The sequence below is a fragment of the uncultured Salinisphaera sp. genome (assembly GCF_964012375.1).
GTDB lineage: Bacteria > Pseudomonadota > Gammaproteobacteria > Nevskiales > Salinisphaeraceae > Salinisphaera.
Map to the genome: position 1 here is coordinate 16,190 of NZ_CAXGSH010000039.1, position 16,138 is coordinate 32,327.

The 16,138-nt window shown below is 65.9% G+C and carries 14 protein-coding genes and 1 other RNA gene; all 15 read right to left on the reverse strand.

All coding sequences use genetic code 11. The features are described from left to right. Nucleotides 1–60 precede the first annotated feature (60 nt). Nucleotides 61–1,296, reverse strand: a complete 1,236-nt coding sequence (gene ftsA, locus ABNU97_RS08655; RefSeq protein ID WP_348766337.1) for a cell division protein FtsA — start codon at nucleotides 1,294–1,296, stop codon at nucleotides 61–63. Beyond that, nucleotides 1,280–2,026: a cell division protein FtsQ/DivIB gene (locus ABNU97_RS08660; RefSeq protein ID WP_348766338.1), complete on the reverse strand. Its 747-nt coding sequence runs from the start codon at nucleotides 2,024–2,026 to the stop codon at nucleotides 1,280–1,282. The genes ftsA and ABNU97_RS08660 overlap by 17 nt, the downstream gene beginning before the upstream one ends. Then, nucleotides 2,013–2,978: a D-alanine--D-alanine ligase gene (locus tag ABNU97_RS08665; protein WP_348766339.1), complete on the reverse strand. Its 966-nt coding sequence runs from the start codon at nucleotides 2,976–2,978 to the stop codon at nucleotides 2,013–2,015. The genes ABNU97_RS08660 and ABNU97_RS08665 overlap by 14 nt, the downstream gene beginning before the upstream one ends. After that, the gene (gene murC, locus ABNU97_RS08670) at nucleotides 2,975–4,429 is read right to left on the reverse strand and encodes a UDP-N-acetylmuramate--L-alanine ligase (protein WP_348766340.1); all 1,455 of its coding nucleotides are present in this window, start codon (nucleotides 4,427–4,429) and stop codon (nucleotides 2,975–2,977) included. Before murC ends, ABNU97_RS08665 begins: the two co-directional genes overlap by 4 nt. After that, nucleotides 4,426–5,529, reverse strand: coding sequence for an undecaprenyldiphospho-muramoylpentapeptide beta-N-acetylglucosaminyltransferase (gene murG / locus ABNU97_RS08675; protein WP_348766341.1), 1,104 nt, complete (start codon nucleotides 5,527–5,529; stop codon nucleotides 4,426–4,428). The genes murC and murG overlap by 4 nt, the downstream gene beginning before the upstream one ends. After that, entirely contained in the window at nucleotides 5,526–6,677 is a 1,152-nt protein-coding gene (gene ftsW / locus ABNU97_RS08680; RefSeq protein ID WP_348766342.1) for a putative lipid II flippase FtsW, read from the reverse strand. The genes murG and ftsW overlap by 4 nt, the downstream gene beginning before the upstream one ends. Continuing rightward, nucleotides 6,674–8,014: a UDP-N-acetylmuramoyl-L-alanine--D-glutamate ligase gene (murD, locus tag ABNU97_RS08685; RefSeq protein ID WP_348766343.1), complete on the reverse strand. Its 1,341-nt coding sequence runs from the start codon at nucleotides 8,012–8,014 to the stop codon at nucleotides 6,674–6,676. Before murD ends, ftsW begins: the two co-directional genes overlap by 4 nt. Next, entirely contained in the window at nucleotides 8,011–9,093 is a 1,083-nt protein-coding gene (gene mraY / locus ABNU97_RS08690; RefSeq protein ID WP_348766344.1) for a phospho-N-acetylmuramoyl-pentapeptide-transferase, read from the reverse strand. Before mraY ends, murD begins: the two co-directional genes overlap by 4 nt. After that, on the reverse strand, nucleotides 9,087–10,469 hold the full coding sequence (gene murF / locus ABNU97_RS08695; protein WP_348766345.1) for a UDP-N-acetylmuramoyl-tripeptide--D-alanyl-D-alanine ligase: 1,383 nt from the start codon (nucleotides 10,467–10,469) through the stop codon (nucleotides 9,087–9,089). Before murF ends, mraY begins: the two co-directional genes overlap by 7 nt. Beyond that, nucleotides 10,466–11,956, reverse strand: a complete 1,491-nt coding sequence (locus ABNU97_RS08700) for a UDP-N-acetylmuramoyl-L-alanyl-D-glutamate--2,6-diaminopimelate ligase (protein WP_348766346.1) — start codon at nucleotides 11,954–11,956, stop codon at nucleotides 10,466–10,468. Before ABNU97_RS08700 ends, murF begins: the two co-directional genes overlap by 4 nt. Then, nucleotides 11,953–13,713, reverse strand: a complete 1,761-nt coding sequence (locus tag ABNU97_RS08705; RefSeq protein ID WP_348766347.1) for a penicillin-binding protein 2 — start codon at nucleotides 13,711–13,713, stop codon at nucleotides 11,953–11,955. Before ABNU97_RS08705 ends, ABNU97_RS08700 begins: the two co-directional genes overlap by 4 nt. Beyond that, nucleotides 13,710–13,979 (reverse strand): cell division protein FtsL, encoded by a 270-nt coding sequence (ftsL, locus tag ABNU97_RS08710; RefSeq protein WP_348766348.1) that lies wholly within the window; start codon nucleotides 13,977–13,979, stop codon nucleotides 13,710–13,712. Before ftsL ends, ABNU97_RS08705 begins: the two co-directional genes overlap by 4 nt. After that, nucleotides 13,976–14,944, reverse strand: coding sequence for a 16S rRNA (cytosine(1402)-N(4))-methyltransferase RsmH (gene rsmH, locus ABNU97_RS08715; protein ID WP_348766349.1), 969 nt, complete (start codon nucleotides 14,942–14,944; stop codon nucleotides 13,976–13,978). The genes ftsL and rsmH overlap by 4 nt, the downstream gene beginning before the upstream one ends. Before the next feature lie 34 nt (nucleotides 14,945–14,978). Beyond that, nucleotides 14,979–15,440: a division/cell wall cluster transcriptional repressor MraZ gene (gene mraZ, locus ABNU97_RS08720; RefSeq protein WP_293628447.1), complete on the reverse strand. Its 462-nt coding sequence runs from the start codon at nucleotides 15,438–15,440 to the stop codon at nucleotides 14,979–14,981. Nucleotides 15,441–15,821: 381 nt separating this feature from the next. Further along, an RNA gene (rnpB, locus tag ABNU97_RS08725) (RNase P RNA component class A) lies at nucleotides 15,822–16,138 on the reverse strand; the annotation flags it as partial.

The following is a 16,138-nucleotide window of genomic DNA, read 5'->3' on the forward strand; positions in this document are numbered from 1 at the left end:
AAAACTTTTGTGTCGGGCCGGCGACTGCCGGCAATTGACCGACGTTGATCGAACGCGAAACTAGAAATTCCCCTGGAACCAGGCCTTCATCCGCTCCCAGACCTGCGCAAACGAATTATCTTTATTGGAAATATCGATTCCCGGCCGCGGCTGGGAACGGTTACCGAACTCGAGCAGACCCACGCCCGTGGCATGGATCGGATTCTTCACCACATCCGAAAGTCCCTGCACGCGCTGCGGCGTACCCAGGCGAACCGACATATGGAACACCTCTTCGGCCAGGTCGGTGAGCCCTTCCATCTTGGATGAGCCACCGGTGATCACCACGCCGCCGGCCAGCAGATCCTCGAAACCGGAGCGCACCAGTTCCTTGTGGATGAGCATGAACAGCTCTTCGTAGCGCGGCTTGATCACCTCGGCGAGCGTATAGCGCGACAACCGCCGGGGCGGGCGTTCGCCCACGCTCGGTACTTCAATGGCATCGTCGTCCTCGATGAGTTCCGGCAATGCACAGCCATAGCGAATCTTGATGCCCTCGGCATGCTGGGTCGGCGTACGCAGCGCGACCGCGATATCGTTGGTCACCTGATCGCCGGCGATCGGGATCACCGCCGTATGCCGAATCGAGCCGTTGACGAACACGGCGATATCCGAGGTACCGCCGCCAATATCGACCAGGGCGACGCCCAGATCCTTTTCGTCGTCGGAGAGCACCGCATAGCTGGACGCCAGCTGTTCGAGCGACAGCTTGGAGACTTCCAGGCCGCAACGGCCGACGCACTTCTGAATATTCTGTGCCGAGGTCACCGCGCCGGTGACGATATGCACCTTGGCCTCCAGACGCACGCCGGACATGCCGACCGGCTCCTGGATACCTTCGTTGTCGTCGACGGCGAATTCCTGAGGCAGCACGTGCAGGATCTTCTGGTCGGCCGGAATCGCGACCGCGCAGGCGGCATCGATCACGCGCTCGATATCCGATTCGGTGACTTCCTTGTTGCGCACCGCCACGATGCCGTGCGAATTCAGCGAACGCACATGGGCGCCCGAGATTCCGCAGTGCACGGACTGGATCCGGCAGCCGGCCATCAACTCGGCTTCTTCGACCGCGCGACGAATGGAATCGGTGGTGGATTCGATATTGACCACCATCCCCTTCTTCATGCCGCGCGACGGCGCACTACCCAGACCAATGATCTCGAGCTTGCCCTCGTTGATCTCGGCAACGATACAGGCAACCTTGGAGGTGCCGATATCGAGGCCGACGACGAGATTCTGGTCAGGCCGCTTGCTCATCACCTTTCTCCTGATTGCCGGTCGCGGCACGCGTGCCGCCGACTGCAAAACCATCGCTGTAGCGCAAATCCACATAGCCGGCATCGGCCAGACGGCTGCGCGCCTGCTCATCACCCAGCGCATAGCGCACGAAACGCTGCACGCGGGCATCGATATCGTCGCGGCCCAGGCGCAGCTCGAGCCCATCGGCCAGCTGCGCGCTCCACGAGCCACGCGCGTCCAACGCGAGACTATGCAGCTCGACGTCGGAAGCCGCTAGCGTCTTGGCCAGCTTTTGATACATGTTGTAGACCTTCAGGCCCGCCGTATCCGGGCCATGGAGTTGTACCAGCCCCGCGGGCCGTGTCTGCGCCGACGGCGTAAAAACCTGACCGTCTGCCGCGAGCACGGAGTTTTCGCCCCATAGCGCGACGGGTTCGTGCTCGCTTACCCGGACGACCACACCATCCGGCCAGTGGCGCGAAACCTTCACTTCGCGCAACCATGCCAGATTACCGAGTTTTGCCTGCAATCCCTCCAAATCCACGTCGAAAAAGGAGGCGTCCAGGTAAGGCGCGGCGATTTCCGCGATCCGATCGTCGCTGACATGCACCGCGTCGCCGCTAATATACAGGTGCCGAGCGGCTTCGCCTTCCGGCTTGATCCCCTGCCAGGTACAGGCTGCCACACCCAGCAGCAAACCTGCGCCCACCAGGGCGTCCCGCCAGCGCTTGGGTTCACGCCAGTTCATTGTCTTTCTCCTGATTAGCCGTGTTCAGCGTGGCGGCAAGAATGCGCCACACCAGTTCGTCGAAATCCATTCCCGCGGCGCGCGCCGCCATCGGCACAAGCGAATGCGAAGTCATGCCGGGAATGGCGTTGAGTTCCAGAAACCACGGCTGGCCGGCCGCATCGAGCATGAAGTCGACGCGCCCCCAGCCGCGCGCCCCGGTGATCTCGAAAGCACGCAGCGCCAGGCGCTGCAGCTCGGCCTCGCGGCCCTGTTCGAGATCGCAGGGGCAGTGATAAAGGGTGTCGTTGGCGACGTACTTCGCTTCGTAGTCGTAGAAACCGCTGGACGGCTCGATATGAATCAGCGGCAAGGCGCGCCCATCCAGAATCGATGCCGTGTATTCGGGCCCGGCCACGAACTGCTCGGCCATCACCTCGCGATCGTATTTCGCGGCCGCGGCGCGCGCGGCATCCAGATCCTCGATGCGCTCGACCTTGCTGATGCCGATGGTTGAGCCTTCATGCACCGGCTTGACGATCAGCGGCAGCCCGAGCGCGTCGACCACGGCCTGCGAATCGGTGCGGGAATCCAGCAGCCGATGGGCCGGCGTCGGGATACCCTGCGCGGCCCAAAGCGCTTTCGTGCGCACCTTGTCCATAGACAAGGCACTGGCCAGCACGCCGCTGCCCGTATAAGGCAGCCCTTGCAGCTCGAGCGCGCCCTGGACCAGTCCGTCTTCGCCGCCGCGGCCGTGCAGCGCCAGCCACACGCGGTCGAAGCCTTCCTCGGCCAGACCGAGCACGCGCCGCTGGTCGACGTCGATGACCGTGACATCCACGCCGCGGCGTTCCAGGGCGGCACCCACCGCTGCGCCAGAATCCAAAGATACGGCGCGCTCGGCCGACCAGCCGCCCATGAGAACGGCAACACGGCCAAACGCGCTTGCATCGGTAATACGCGGGCTGTTCATGTCGTTGCTTCCTTGAAAGTGCGAGCCATCTGCTGGGCCACCGCGCCGATATCGCCGGCGCCGAGAGTGAGCAGTACGTCGCCGTCGCGCACCACCCCGCTGAGCACGTCGCTCAGGCGCTGCACGTCGTCGACGAATACCGGGTCGACCTTGCCGCGCGCACGCACGCCGCGTGCCAGCGCGCGGCCGTCGGCGCCGGCGATCGGATGTTCGCCCGCGGCATAGACTTCGCAGAGCACGAGTACGTTCAGTTCTGCCAGCACCTGGCAGAAGTCGTCGAACAGATCGCGGGTGCGCGAAAAACGGTGCGGCTGGAACACCACCACCAGCCGCCGATCGGGCCAGGCGTTGCGCGCGGCGTTGATGATGCTCACCAGCTCGCGCGGATGATGGCCGTAGTCGTCGACCAACAGCACGCGCTGGCCGGCGAGCACGATCTCGCCATGGACTTCGCAGCGACGGCCGATGCCGGCGAACTGGGACAGCGCCTGGCCGATCGCGGCCATGTCCACACCCAGTTCGTGCGCCACCGCGGCGGCGGCCAGGGCGTTAAGCACGTTGTGCTTGCCCGGCAGGTTGAGATGCACGGCATGGCCCGGCTCGCCGTTACGGCGCAGCGTGAAGCGCGTGCCGGTGCCGTCGAAGGCCAGATCCTCGGCCATGATGTCGGCATCGTGGTCGATGCCGTAGGTCACGATCGGGCGGCCCACATCGGCCAGAATCGAACGCACCACCGGGTCGTCGGCACAGAGCACGGCCAGGCCGTAGAACGGCAGGTGGTGCAGGAATTCCACGAAGGTTTCGGTCAGGCGCGAGAACTCGCCGCCATAGGTTTCCAGATGGTCGGCATCGATATTGGTGACGATCGCCATCATCGGGGTCAGAAACAGAAAGCTCGCGTCGGACTCGTCGGCCTCGGCAACCAGATACGGACCCTCGCCCAGGCGTGCGTTGCTGTTGGCGCCCAACACCTTGCCGCCGACGATGAAGGTCGGGTCCAGCCCGCCGCCGGCCAGCAGTGCGGCAACCAGACTCGTGGTCGTGGTCTTGCCATGGGTGCCGGCCACGGCGATGCCATAGCGAAAACGCATCAGTTCGGCGAGCATTTCGGCACGACGCACCACCGGCACGAGCCGTTCGTGCGCGGTGGCGACCTCCGGATTGTCCTCGGATACCGCGGTGGAAACGACCACCACGTCGGCGCCTTCGACGTTCTCGGCGGCATGGCCGATGAAGATCTTCGCGCCCTGAGCCGCCAGCGCCTGCGTGGTCACCCCATCCTTGATATCGCTGCCGGTCACGGCATAGCCGAGGTTGAGCAGCACGCTGGCGATACCGGCCATGCCGACGCCGCCGATGCCCACCATATGCACGGTACGCACGCGCCGCATCGGCCGCTCGGCCAGCGGCTGGAAATCGCCGTTGGGGCTACGTCCCTGGGGGGCAATCATGCGGCCTCCATGGTGTCGAAGCAGGCGGCGACAATATCGTCGGTGGCATGCGGCCAGGCCACGCGCCGGGCAGCCTCGGCGCGTTCGCGCAGCGCGTTGCGATCGGCGCACAGGCGCTCGATCTCTTCGGCAAGGCGCTCGACGCTCAGTTCGGACTGGTCGATAAGGGTCGCCGCCCCCGCGTCCACCAGATACTGACCGTTGGCGCGCTGGTGGTCGTCGACCGCAAACGGATACGGCACCAGCAGTGCCGCCACGCCGGCCGCGGCCAGTTCTGCCACGGTAAGCGCGCCGCTGCGACAGATCACCACATCGGCCCAGGCATAGGCGGCCGCCATGTCGTCGATGAAGGCACTCACATCGGCCTCGACGCCGGCCTGGGCGTAGGCCGCCTCGGCCTGTTCGAGCGTGCGACCGGCCTGATGCCGAACCTGCGGCCGCTTGTTCATATCGATACGTGCCAGCGCTGCCGGCACGCGCTCGTTGATGGCCAGCGCGCCGCCGCTGCCGCCGAGCACGAGCAGGCGAACCGGGCCATCGCGATCCGCGAAGCGCTCTGTCGGCACGGGCAGATCAAGAATTTCGGCGCGCACCGGGTTGCCGACGCTGCGAGCCTTGTTGCCGGCAAAGGTATTCGGAAATGCCTGCAGTACCGTATTGGCCATGCGCGCCAGCAGGCGGTTGGTCAGCCCCGCGGCAGCGTTTTGTTCGTGAATGAGCAGCGGCCGCCCGGTCAGACGCGCGGCCAGCCCGCCCGGCCCGGCGGCAAAACCGCCCATGCCGACCACCAGCTGCGGCGCGACGCGGCGCACCACGGCAAGCGCCTGCAGGCAGGCGCGGGCCAGACGCAGCGGCGCGGCCAGCCACGAAAGCATGCCCTTGCCGCGCAGGCCGGCCACGTCGATGGTATGCAGGGTCAGATCGTTGGCCGGCACCAGACGTGCCTCGATACCGGCCGCCGTGCCCAGCCAGCTCACCTGCACGCCGTGCGCCCGCAGCGCCTTGGCCACCGCCAACGCGGGAAAGACGTGGCCGCCGGTGCCACCGGCCATGATCAGCACGTGCGGCGCCTGGGTGCTCTTGCTCGCGGGCGCAGTCATCGCGCACCCCCTTTCTCGGGCGTGCGCGTTTCGATGTCCACACGCAGCAACAGCGCACAGAGCACGCACATCATCACCAGGCTGGAACCGCCGTAGCTCATCAACGGCAGGGTCAGGCCCTTGGTCGGCAGCAGCCCCATGTTCACGGCGATATTGAGAAAGGCCTGCAAAACCAGCCAGCTCGACATGCCATAGGCCACGAAGCCGGCGAACAGTTGCTCGGCGAGCACCGCACGGCGGGCGATAACGAAGCCGCGCCAGACCACGGTGGCGAACAGACCGATGAGCACCAGCGTGCCGATCAGGCCGAATTCCTCGGCATAGACGGCAAACAGAAAGTCGGTATGGGTTTCCGGCAGATACAGCAGTTTCTGCACCGAATTGCCCAGGCCGACGCCGGCGATCTCGCCGCGGCCGATGGCGATCAACGACTGGGTGAGCTGAAAACCGCTGGCATAGGGATGCGCCCAGGGATCGGAAAAGCTCAGCAGACGCGCCAGACGATACGGCGACGACAGCACCAGGCCCACCACCGCGGTGCCGGCCAGCGTGCCGAGCACAAGCAGATAGGTCAGCCGTGCGCCGGCCAGAAACAGAATCATTGCGGCCACGGCGACCATGACCGCGGCCGCACCGAAGTCGGGTTCGATCAGCAGCAGGAAGCTGGCCAGTGCCATGAAGAACATCGGCCGGAACAGCCCGCCCCAGCTGGTGGCGAGCTCGCTCTGGCGGCGTGCGGCATAGCCGGCGACATACAGGATCAGGCAGAACCGCGCCGGCTCAGAAGCCTGCATGGAGAACGGTCCCAGATCGATCCAGCGGCGAGCGCCGTTGACGGCATGGCCGATACCCGGGATAAGCACGATCACCAGCAGCAGCAGCCCGATACCCAGCAGCGTGAAGGTATTCGCCTGCCACACACGCATCGGCACATGCAGCACGACAAAGCCGGCCACCAGCCCCACCACTGCGAATACGGCCTGACGATAGAAGAAATACATCGGGTCGTCGGTCAGCCGGTCGGCGACCGCCACCGAAGCCGAGCCCACCATGACCAGACCGATGCCGCCGATCAGCGCCAGCGCGACCATAAGCGCCGTATCGGGCTGTACCCGCGGCAGTTGAATGCTCTGCAAAGCGCGGATCATGCCGCCAGCTCCTCTACGGCGGCCACGAAGCTCTCGCCGCGATGCACGTAATTGTCGAACTGATCGAAGCTCGCACAGCCCGGCGAGAACAGCACCGTATCGCCGCGCTCGGCGCGGTTCGCGGCGGCGCGCACGGCCTGTTGCAACGTATCGACCCGCTCGACGGGGACATAGGCTTTGACCGCTGCCGCAATCGTGTCGCGATCCTGGCCAAACACGATCACCACCCGGGCCTTGTCGCCGGCCAGCGGCCCAAGCTCGGCGAAGTCAGCCCCCTTGGCCTGCCCCCCCGCGAGCAACAGCACCGGTGTATCCATGCCGGCCAGCGAGGCCATCATGGCGCCGGGATTGGTGCCCTTGGAATCATTGATCCAGCGCACGCCCTTAATTTCGGCAACGGTTTCGCAGCGATGCGGCAAGCCGGCAAAGCGGGTGAGACCGCGGCGAATCACCGCCTGGTCAATGCCCGCGGCCTCGGCCAATGCCCACACCGCCAGCGCGTTGAGCTGGTTGTGGCGTCCGGCCAGGCGTAGTTCTTCGCAGGCCAGCCACGGCTGATCGCCGCGAGCGAGATAGCGTGCGTCGCCCGTATCGAGCAGGCGATAGTCTGCCTGCGGCGCCGCGCCGAAGCGCAAGACACGGGCCGAACCGGTGGGCATGGCTGCTACGCGGGCATCGTCCGTATTGGTCACGGCCACTTCGGCCGCGGCGAAAATACGCGCCTTGAGCGCAGCGTAGTGCTCGACCGTGCCATGCCGGTCGATATGATCGGCGCTGATGTTGAGCACGGTCGCCGCCCGCGCGGCCAGCCGATGCGTAAGCTCGAGCTGAAAACTCGACAGCTCCAGTACATAGAGTTCGATCTCGTCGGCGAGCAGATCCAGCGCCGGCGTGCCGAAATTACCGCCCATGGCGTAGTTCAGGCCCGCGGCCTGCGCGATCTCGCCCACCCAGGCGGTGACCGTGGACTTGCCGTTGGACCCGGTAATCGCGACCACCGGCGCATCGACGACCTGGGCGAACCATTCGATATCGCCCACCACATCGAGACCGCGCTCGCGCGCGGCCTCGATCAGCGGCTCGCGCAGGTCAACCCCGGGCGACACCACGATATGGGTCATGCCTTCGAGCAGCATGGGATCGAGTTCGCCCACGATCAGGCTGGCCTTGGGGCAATGTTCGAACAGCGCCGGCGCGCCCGGCGGCTCGTCGCGGCTGTCGACCACGCGTACGCGCGCGCCGCAGGCGCTGGCAAAGCGCGCGGCCGATACGCCGGACACGCCACAGCCAACCACCAGCACGGCGGCATCGGCGAGTTGTTCGCGCAGGCCGCTCATCGGATCTTCAACGTGGACAAACCAATCAGGACCAGCACCAGCGTGACGATCCAGAAGCGCACGATGATTTTGGGCTCGGGCCAGCCCTTGAGTTCGAAATGATGATGTAGCGGCGCCATGCGGAACATGCGCTTGCCGGTGAGCTTGAAGGTGGCCACCTGCAGGATGACCGACACCGTCTCGGCCACGAAGATGCCGCCCATGACCACCAGCACCAGCTCCTGGCGTACGGCCACGGCGACCACGCCAAGAGCCGCGCCCAGCGCGAGCGCGCCCACGTCGCCCATGAACACCTGGGCCGGGTAGGCGTTGAACCATAGAAAGCCCAGCCCGGCACCGCCGATCGCGGTACAGAAGATCGACAGCTCGCCCACGCCTTCGATATAGGCAAAGCCGAGATAATCGGCAAACTGCACGTTGCCGGCGACATAGGCGAAGATCGCCAGCGCCGAGGCCACCAGCACGCAGGGCATGATCGCCAGCCCGTCGAGGCCGTCGGTGAGGTTCACCGCGTTGCTCGAGCCCACGATCACCAGATAGCTCCACAGGATATAACCGGCGCCCAGCGGCACCGACACATCCTTGAGCATGGGAATGAGCACGCTCGTTTCCGCCGAGCTGGTCGCGCCCAGATACAGCCACAGCCCGGCGGCAAGACCGACGAGCGTCTGGGCGCTGTATTTGGCCTTGGCCGACAGACCCTTGCTGTTGCCGAACTTGAGCTTGCGATAGTCGTCGAGAAAACCGATCACCCCGAATGCGGCCGTGACCAGCATCACCAGCCATACCCAGCGGTTGCTCAGGTCGCCCCAGAGCAAGGTGGCCACCAAGACCGCGGCGATGATCAGGGTGCCGCCCATGGTGGGCGTACCGGCTTTCACCAGATGGCTCTGCGGGCCGTCATCGCGCACATGCTGGCCGATCTGATGAAAGGTCAGCTTGCGGATCATCATCGGGCCGAACACGAACGAAAACACCATCGCCGTGAGCACGCCGAGAATCGCGCGCAGGGTGATGAACTGGAATACCCGAAAGCCGCTGTGCAACGGCTCAAGCCAGTCGGCAAGGAAAGTCAGCATGACACCCCCGCCTTGGCAGGCGCCTGCAGGGCAAGCGCGTCGGCCACGCGATCCATGCGCGCGCTGCGCGAGCCCTTGATCAGCAGCGTGGTTTCGCTCTGGCGTACCGACAACGCGGTTTCGAGTGCCGCGATCAGCTCGCCGTGATTGGAGAACCACTGTGCGCCGGGACCGAAGGCCTCGGCCGTGAGCCGGCTGAGCTCACCCGTGACCCAAAGCCGCTCTATGCCGGATTCGCGGGCGGCCCGGCCAGCATCGCGGTGGGCCTGTTCGGCCTGCTCGCCAAGCTCGGCCATATCGCCGAGCGCGGCCCAGCGCGCACCGCGCTGCTGGGCCAGCCAGCCCAGTGCAGCGGCGAGAGAATTGGGATTGGCGTTGTAGCTGTCGTCGATCAGGCGGGCGCCATGGCGGCCGGCGACGATCGCCAGGCGGCCGCCGACACCCTTCATTGCCCCCAGTGCGCGAGCGATGAGGTCGGCGTCCAGCTCAATGGCGCAGGCTGCGGCCGCCGCGGCCAGCGCGTTGCTGATGTTGTGCGCGCCCGCCAGCGGCAGTACGACATCGGCCGCGCCCGTCGGCGTATGCAGCGTGAAACGGCTGTGATCGGCGCCCAGTTCGATATCGCTGGCGAACACATCGGCTTCGGCCCGTGCGTGACGGGCAAAGACCAGCCGCCGACGCGCCCCGGCCAGCTCTTGCCAGAGCGGCGCGAAATCGTCGTCGCCGTTGATTACGGCAATGCCGTCGGCGTCGAGGCCGGCGAACATTTCGCCCTTGGCCCGGGCCACGCCTTCGCGACTGCCGAAGCCTTCGATATGGGCCATGCCGGCATTGGTGACCACGCCCACCTGCGGACGGGCCAGCTCGGCGAGCATGGCGATCTCGCCGGCATGCGAAGCGCCCATTTCGACAACCGCACGCTTGACGCTGTCGTTGAGCCGCATGAGCGTGATCGGCACGCCGAGGTGGTTATTCAGGTTGCCCTCGGTGGCGAGTACCGAGCCGGCTTCGGCCAGAATGGCGGCCAGCATCTGCTTGACCGTGGTCTTGCCGTTGCTGCCGGTCACACCGATCACGGTGCCGTCGAACGCCCGCCGCGAGGCCGCACCGGCCTGCTGCAACGCCTGTTCCACGTCGGCAACCACCAGCTGCGGCAGCGGCGAATCCACGACGTGTGCCACCACTGCGGCGGCCGCGCCCAGGCTCGCCGCCCGGCCGACGAAGTCGTGCCCGTCGACGCGCGCGCCCGGCAAGGCAAAGAACAGCGCGTTGCGCTCGAGCCGACGCGTATCGATGCTTGCGCCCGCATAGTCGGCGTCGCGGCCGTGCAGGCTTGCGTTCAACGTGTGTGCCAGTTCCGACAGGCGACCGTTCATAGCGCCTCCAGCGCGTCGTGGGCGGCCAGACGATCGTCGAAGATCCGTCGCGTGGCGCCGATCTGCTGGGTGGTTTCGTGACCCTTGCCGGCAATCAAGACCACGTCGCCCGGCCGGGCGGCATGGATGGCGTCCGCAATCGCGGCGGCGCGGTCGTGTTCGATCGTCACCGGGGTATCGCCCTGCATGCCGGCGCTGATCGCGGCCACGATCGCCGCCGGCGATTCGCTGCGCGGATTGTCGTCGGTGAGCCATACCGCATCGGCGGCCTCGGCGGCCGCGCCCATGAGCGGGCGCTTGCCGGCATCGCGGTCGCCGCCGCAGCCGAATACACACAGCACGCGTGCGGCCGCATGCTCGCGCACCGCGGCAATCGCATGGGCGAGCGCCCCCGGGGTATGGGCATAGTCGACCACCACCATGGGCTGGTCGTCGCGGGTATCCACCCGCTGCATGCGCCCGGGCACGGTGGTCAGCTGGGCGAGCACCGCCGTCGCCGCGTCGAAATCGACGCCGCGCGCCAGCAGCACGGCCAGCACCGCGGCCAGATTCATGGCGTTGAAACGTCCCACCAGCACGCTGTCGATAACGGCGCGCCCCCAGCTTGTATCCAGGGTCAGCGACAGGCCGTCCACGCGGGTGGCAACAGACTCGATACGCACGTAGTTGTCGGCCAGGGCGGCCATATCGCCGCAGCCGTAAGCAATCGGCGTGACGTCGGCGGCCAGCGCAGCCAGCCACTCGCGGCCGTAGGCGTCGTCGCCGTTGAGCACCGCGCTGCTCAGCCCATCGAAAGCGAACAGCCGCTGCTTGGCCGCGGCGTAGGCTTCGAGGCTCGCGTGATAATCCAGATGGTCGCGGCCGAGCTGGGTGAGGACCGCCACGTCGAACGCCACGCCGTCGACGCGATGCTGATCGAGCGCATGCGAGGACACCTCGAAGGCTACCGCGCTGGCATCGGCGGCGGCCAGTCGGGCCAGCCAGTCCTGAACGGCCACCGGGTCGGGCGTGGTATGCGTGGCCTCGGCCAGATCGTCGGCAAAACCGAAGCCCAGCGTGCCGATATAGCCGCAGCGCGCGCCGAGAAGCTCGAGCGCCTGCGACAGCAGCCATGCACAGGATGTCTTGCCGTCGGTGCCGGTCACCCCGGCCACGAACAGCTTCTGCGACGGCTCGTCATAGAAACGCCCGGCGATCCGACTCGCGCGGCTGGCAAGGGCCTCGACGCGTACGCTCGGCACATTCAACATGGGCGGTTGCGCGTCGTCCCAGGCCACCGCGACCGCGCCTGCGGCAACGGCGGCATCGACGTGATCGAGCCCATGGCTTTGCGTTCCGCGATAGGCCAGAAATAGCGAGCCGGGCTGCACCCGGCGGCTGTCGATCGCCACCCCGGCGATATCCACGCCCGGAACGTCACAGGCCAGCCCGTCGAGGAGGCTGGCCAGGGGCCGTGCTTTAGTGCTTACCGGTGCCAGCCCGTTCATGTGCCGGCTCCGTTGGATCGTGTTTCCGCCGAGGCGGTCAATACGCCCGGGTCGTCCGGCGGCACCCGGAGCAGGCGCAGCGCATCGCGCATGACGGCCGCAAACACGGGCGCGGCAACGGCGCCGCCGTAATAGGCATCCTTCTTCGGCTCGTCGAGCATGACCAGCGTCACCAGCGCCGGCTTTTCGGCCGGCGCCATGCCCACGAACAGGGCCTGATGACGGTCGGCGTTATAGCCGCCGGTACCGGCCTTGCGCGCCGTACCGGTCTTGCCGGCCACGCGGTAGCCGGGAATTGCCGCCTTCGTGGCCGTGCCGGCCGGGCTGATCACGCCCTCCAGAAGGTGGCGCATCGTGCGCGCGGTTTTGGCCTTGAGCACGCGCTTGGGCGGGGCATGCATGTCGGCGCCCTCGCCTTCGATCAGGCGCAGGCTGCGCAACATGCCGTCGTCGGCGATGGCGCCATAGGCACGGATGAGCTGAAAGGCGGTCACGGCCAGGCCATAGCCATAGGAGGCCGTGGCCGTTTCGACGTTATTCCACTCGTAGAAATCCTTGAGCACGCCGAACCGCTCGCCGGGAAAGCCGCTACCGGTGACATCGCCGAAGCCGAAGTCGTTATAGGCACGCCAGACGCCTTCCGCGCCCATCTTCAGGCCCACATGCGCAGCGCCCACGTTGCTGGATTTCTGCAGGATCTTGGCGAAATCGACGTCGCCGTAGTTGCGAAAGTCCTTGACCGTGAGCCGGCCGACCATGAACCAGCCCTTGGTATGAATCACGTCGTCGGTGTCGAACAAACCACTATCCAGCGCCTTGGCCAGCAGCAGCGGTTTGACCGTTGAACCGGGCTCCATGACGTCGGTGGCTGCGCGCGCACGCACGCCGGACGGATCGATGGAGTCGCGATCGTTGGGGTTGAAGCTCGGATAGGAAGCAACCGCGCGCAGCTCGCCGGTGGTGGGGTCGAGCATGACCACCATACCGCCCTTCGCATCGTTCTTGACCACGGCCGCCTTGATATGGCGGTAGGCCATGTACTGCATGCGCGAATCGATGGTCAGACGCAGGTCATGACCCGCCTGAGGCGGCTGGAATTCGGCCAGATCCTCGACCACACGGCCGACCCGGTCCTTGACCACGCGCCGACTGCCCGGCTCACCGTGCAGATAATCGTCGCGGTTGAGCTCGAGGCCTTCCTGACCGCGGCCGTCGATATTGGTCATGCCCACGATCTGGGCGGCAGCCTCGCCGGCCGGGTAGTAGCGCTTGTACTCGCGCTGCAGGAACACGCCCGGTGCGTCGACTGCCATTACCGCACGTGCATCGGTCGGTGCGAGCTGGCGACGCAGGTACAAGAACTGACGCCCTTTGTAGCTTTCCAGACGGCTGCGCAGCTCGGAAACCGGAATATTCAACTCATGCGCGAGCGGCGCGATCTTGTCCGGCGCCTCGAGCACGGCGCCGGGCACCGCCCAGACGGATTCGGTCGGCGCCGAAAGCGCCAGCGGCTCGCCGTTGCGATCCTTGATCACGCCGCGACCGGCCGGCACAGAGACGCTGCGCAGATGACGCTTGTCGCCTTCCTTGGTCAGGAACGCCTGATCGAGCACCTGCAAATCGAACGCCCGACCGGCCAGCACAACGGCAAAGCCCACGAACAATGTCAGCACAAACCAGCCGCGCCAGCCCGGAGGCGGCGGCGTCTGGTTGCGTTTGGGTCGCTGGCTGTTGCGTTGATGGTCGTGCCGGCTCATCGCTGCGACTCCAGCACCACGTATTGACGCGGCTGCACCATGCCCAGCTCGCGACGGGCCACCTGGGCCACGCGATCAGGGTTCGCCCAGGCGCTCTCTTCAAGCTGCAGCTGGGCCCATTCGGTGGAGAGCTTGTCGCGCTCGACGCGTTCGACCTGCAGCTGGTGCGCCATTTCACGCGTTTTGTGCTTGGCCTGCACGACGGCCACCGCGCTCACCAGAATGGTCAGCGACAGGCCGATGATGGTAAGCACGGGCCGACTCATGTCGTCACCTTCGCTGCCGCGGTACGTTCGGCCACCCGCAGGATGGCGCTACGCGCACGGGCGTTAACGGCAAGCTCGGCCGCGTTAGCGCGTACCGGCTTGCCGATTTCGCTCAAGGCCGGTTCGACGACCGGCGCCATCGGCACCGGCGGCGGGGCCGGACGTGCCTGGGCGCGAATGAAGCGCTTGACCCGACGGTCTTCGAGCGAATGAAAGCTGATTACGGCGAGCCGCCCGCCCGGCGCCAGCACGTCGAAGGCGCTCTCGAGCCCGCGATCGAGCGCACCGATCTCATCGTTGATATACATGCGAAACGCCTGAAAAGTGCGGGTCGCCGGATGTATGCGCTTGCCGGCCGCTACCCGGGCCGGGATCGCCCCGGCCACGATCGCGGCGAGACGCCCGGTGTCCTGAATCGGCCCGGCTGCGCGCGCATCGACGATCGCCCCCGCGATACGACCCGCCATGGGCTCTTCGCCGTAGCGCTTGATTACGGCCGCAATTTCGCCGTGGCTTGCGGCATGCAGCCACGTCGACAGCGGCTGCCCGGCGTCGGGATTCATGCGCATATCCAGCGGGCCGGCATGACGAAACGAGAAGCCGCGCTCGGCGACATCGAACTGGGGTGACGACACGCCCAGGTCGAACAACACACCGTCAACGCGCCCGGCGAGGCCGAGTGCGGCGATACGCTCACCCAGCTCGGCAAAGGAGCTGCGTACAAAGCTGAACCGGGCATCGCCCTCGACCAGCGGCCGGGCATGCGCCTCGGCGTCCGGATCCTGATCGAATGCAATCAGCCGACCCTTCTCGCCCAGCTGGGCCAACACGCCCCGACTATGACCGCCGCGGCCGAACGTGGCATCCACGTACACGCCGTGCGCACGCACGCCAAGCCCGGTCAGGGCGGCGTCGAGCAACACCGGTTGATGTTCGGCCTGCGGCATGTGAGCAGCGGTCCTCATGACTTGAATGAAATGCGGCGGTTAATGGAGAGGGTCACAGGCTCAGATCCATGAGCACGTCGGGCAGTTCGCCATTGGCGGCGTCTTCGGACAGCTGGGCGGCGATGTCGGCCGAACGCGCGTGATAGGTCGCTTCGTCCCACAGCTCGAAAAGATTGCCCATACCCGACAGCACGGCTTTGGATTCCAGATGCGCATAGCCACGCAGATTGGCCGGCAACAGCAGCCGACCCTGTTTATCCATCTCGACGTCGCGGGCATTGCCAATCAGAAAACGCTGGATGTTTCTTACCTTCGGATCGAGCCCGCCTTTGGCCAGCAGTTTCTTCTCGAACGCCTGAAATTCGGACAACGGGTAGATCAGCAGGCAGCCATCCCAGTGCTGGGTCACGACGAGCCGGCCCGCACAGTCGTCAACCAACGACTGGCGATACGACGCCGGGATCGCAATACGACCCTTGGCATCGATGGTGACCGGATGCGACCCCTTGAACACGCTGCGGCCTCATTTCTGCCGTTGAACCACTTTGCCCCACTTCCTACCCCACGCCACCACTATAGGCAGTGCCGCTTTCGGGTGTCAAGCAAACGACGGGAGGTAAAAAAACCCAGCAAAACAGTGATTTCTGAAGCCTTCACAGCCCAATTTACGATGAAAAAGGCCGCTGCCATTTTGTTTTGTTTTTTAGGGTTTTAGCGGTTTTAGCTCGACGACTTTGTAAGCCGGCGCCCGCTGCAAAGCCTTTATTCGCGTAAATTGCTGGCGACGGCCGAATCGCGTGGCGCCAAAACCGGCGCATGGTTTGCGCAGGTGGGGCGCTCGCCCACGCAGACGCGAGCAGAAGTCGGCCAGAGCGGCCGTTCGGCATAACAAGAGGGTCGGAGTCGGCCGATAAGCCGGGTTCTGTCGTGCGCAATCATTCATCTGGGACATGCGTCACCGCATGCCTCATGCGACCTACCCGAGGACTGTGCGGGCCGCACGTCGTCCTCCTATTTGGTCTTGCTCCGGATGGGGTTTACCGTGCCGCGAACCGTTGCCGGACGCGCGGTGCGCTCTTACCGCACCCTTTCACCCTTACCTGGCTCGAAAACGAGCCATAGGCGGTCTACTCTCTGTTGCACTTTCCGTAGGCTCACGCCTCCCAGGCGTTACCTGGCATCCTGCCCTGTGGAGCCCGGACTTTCCTCCGT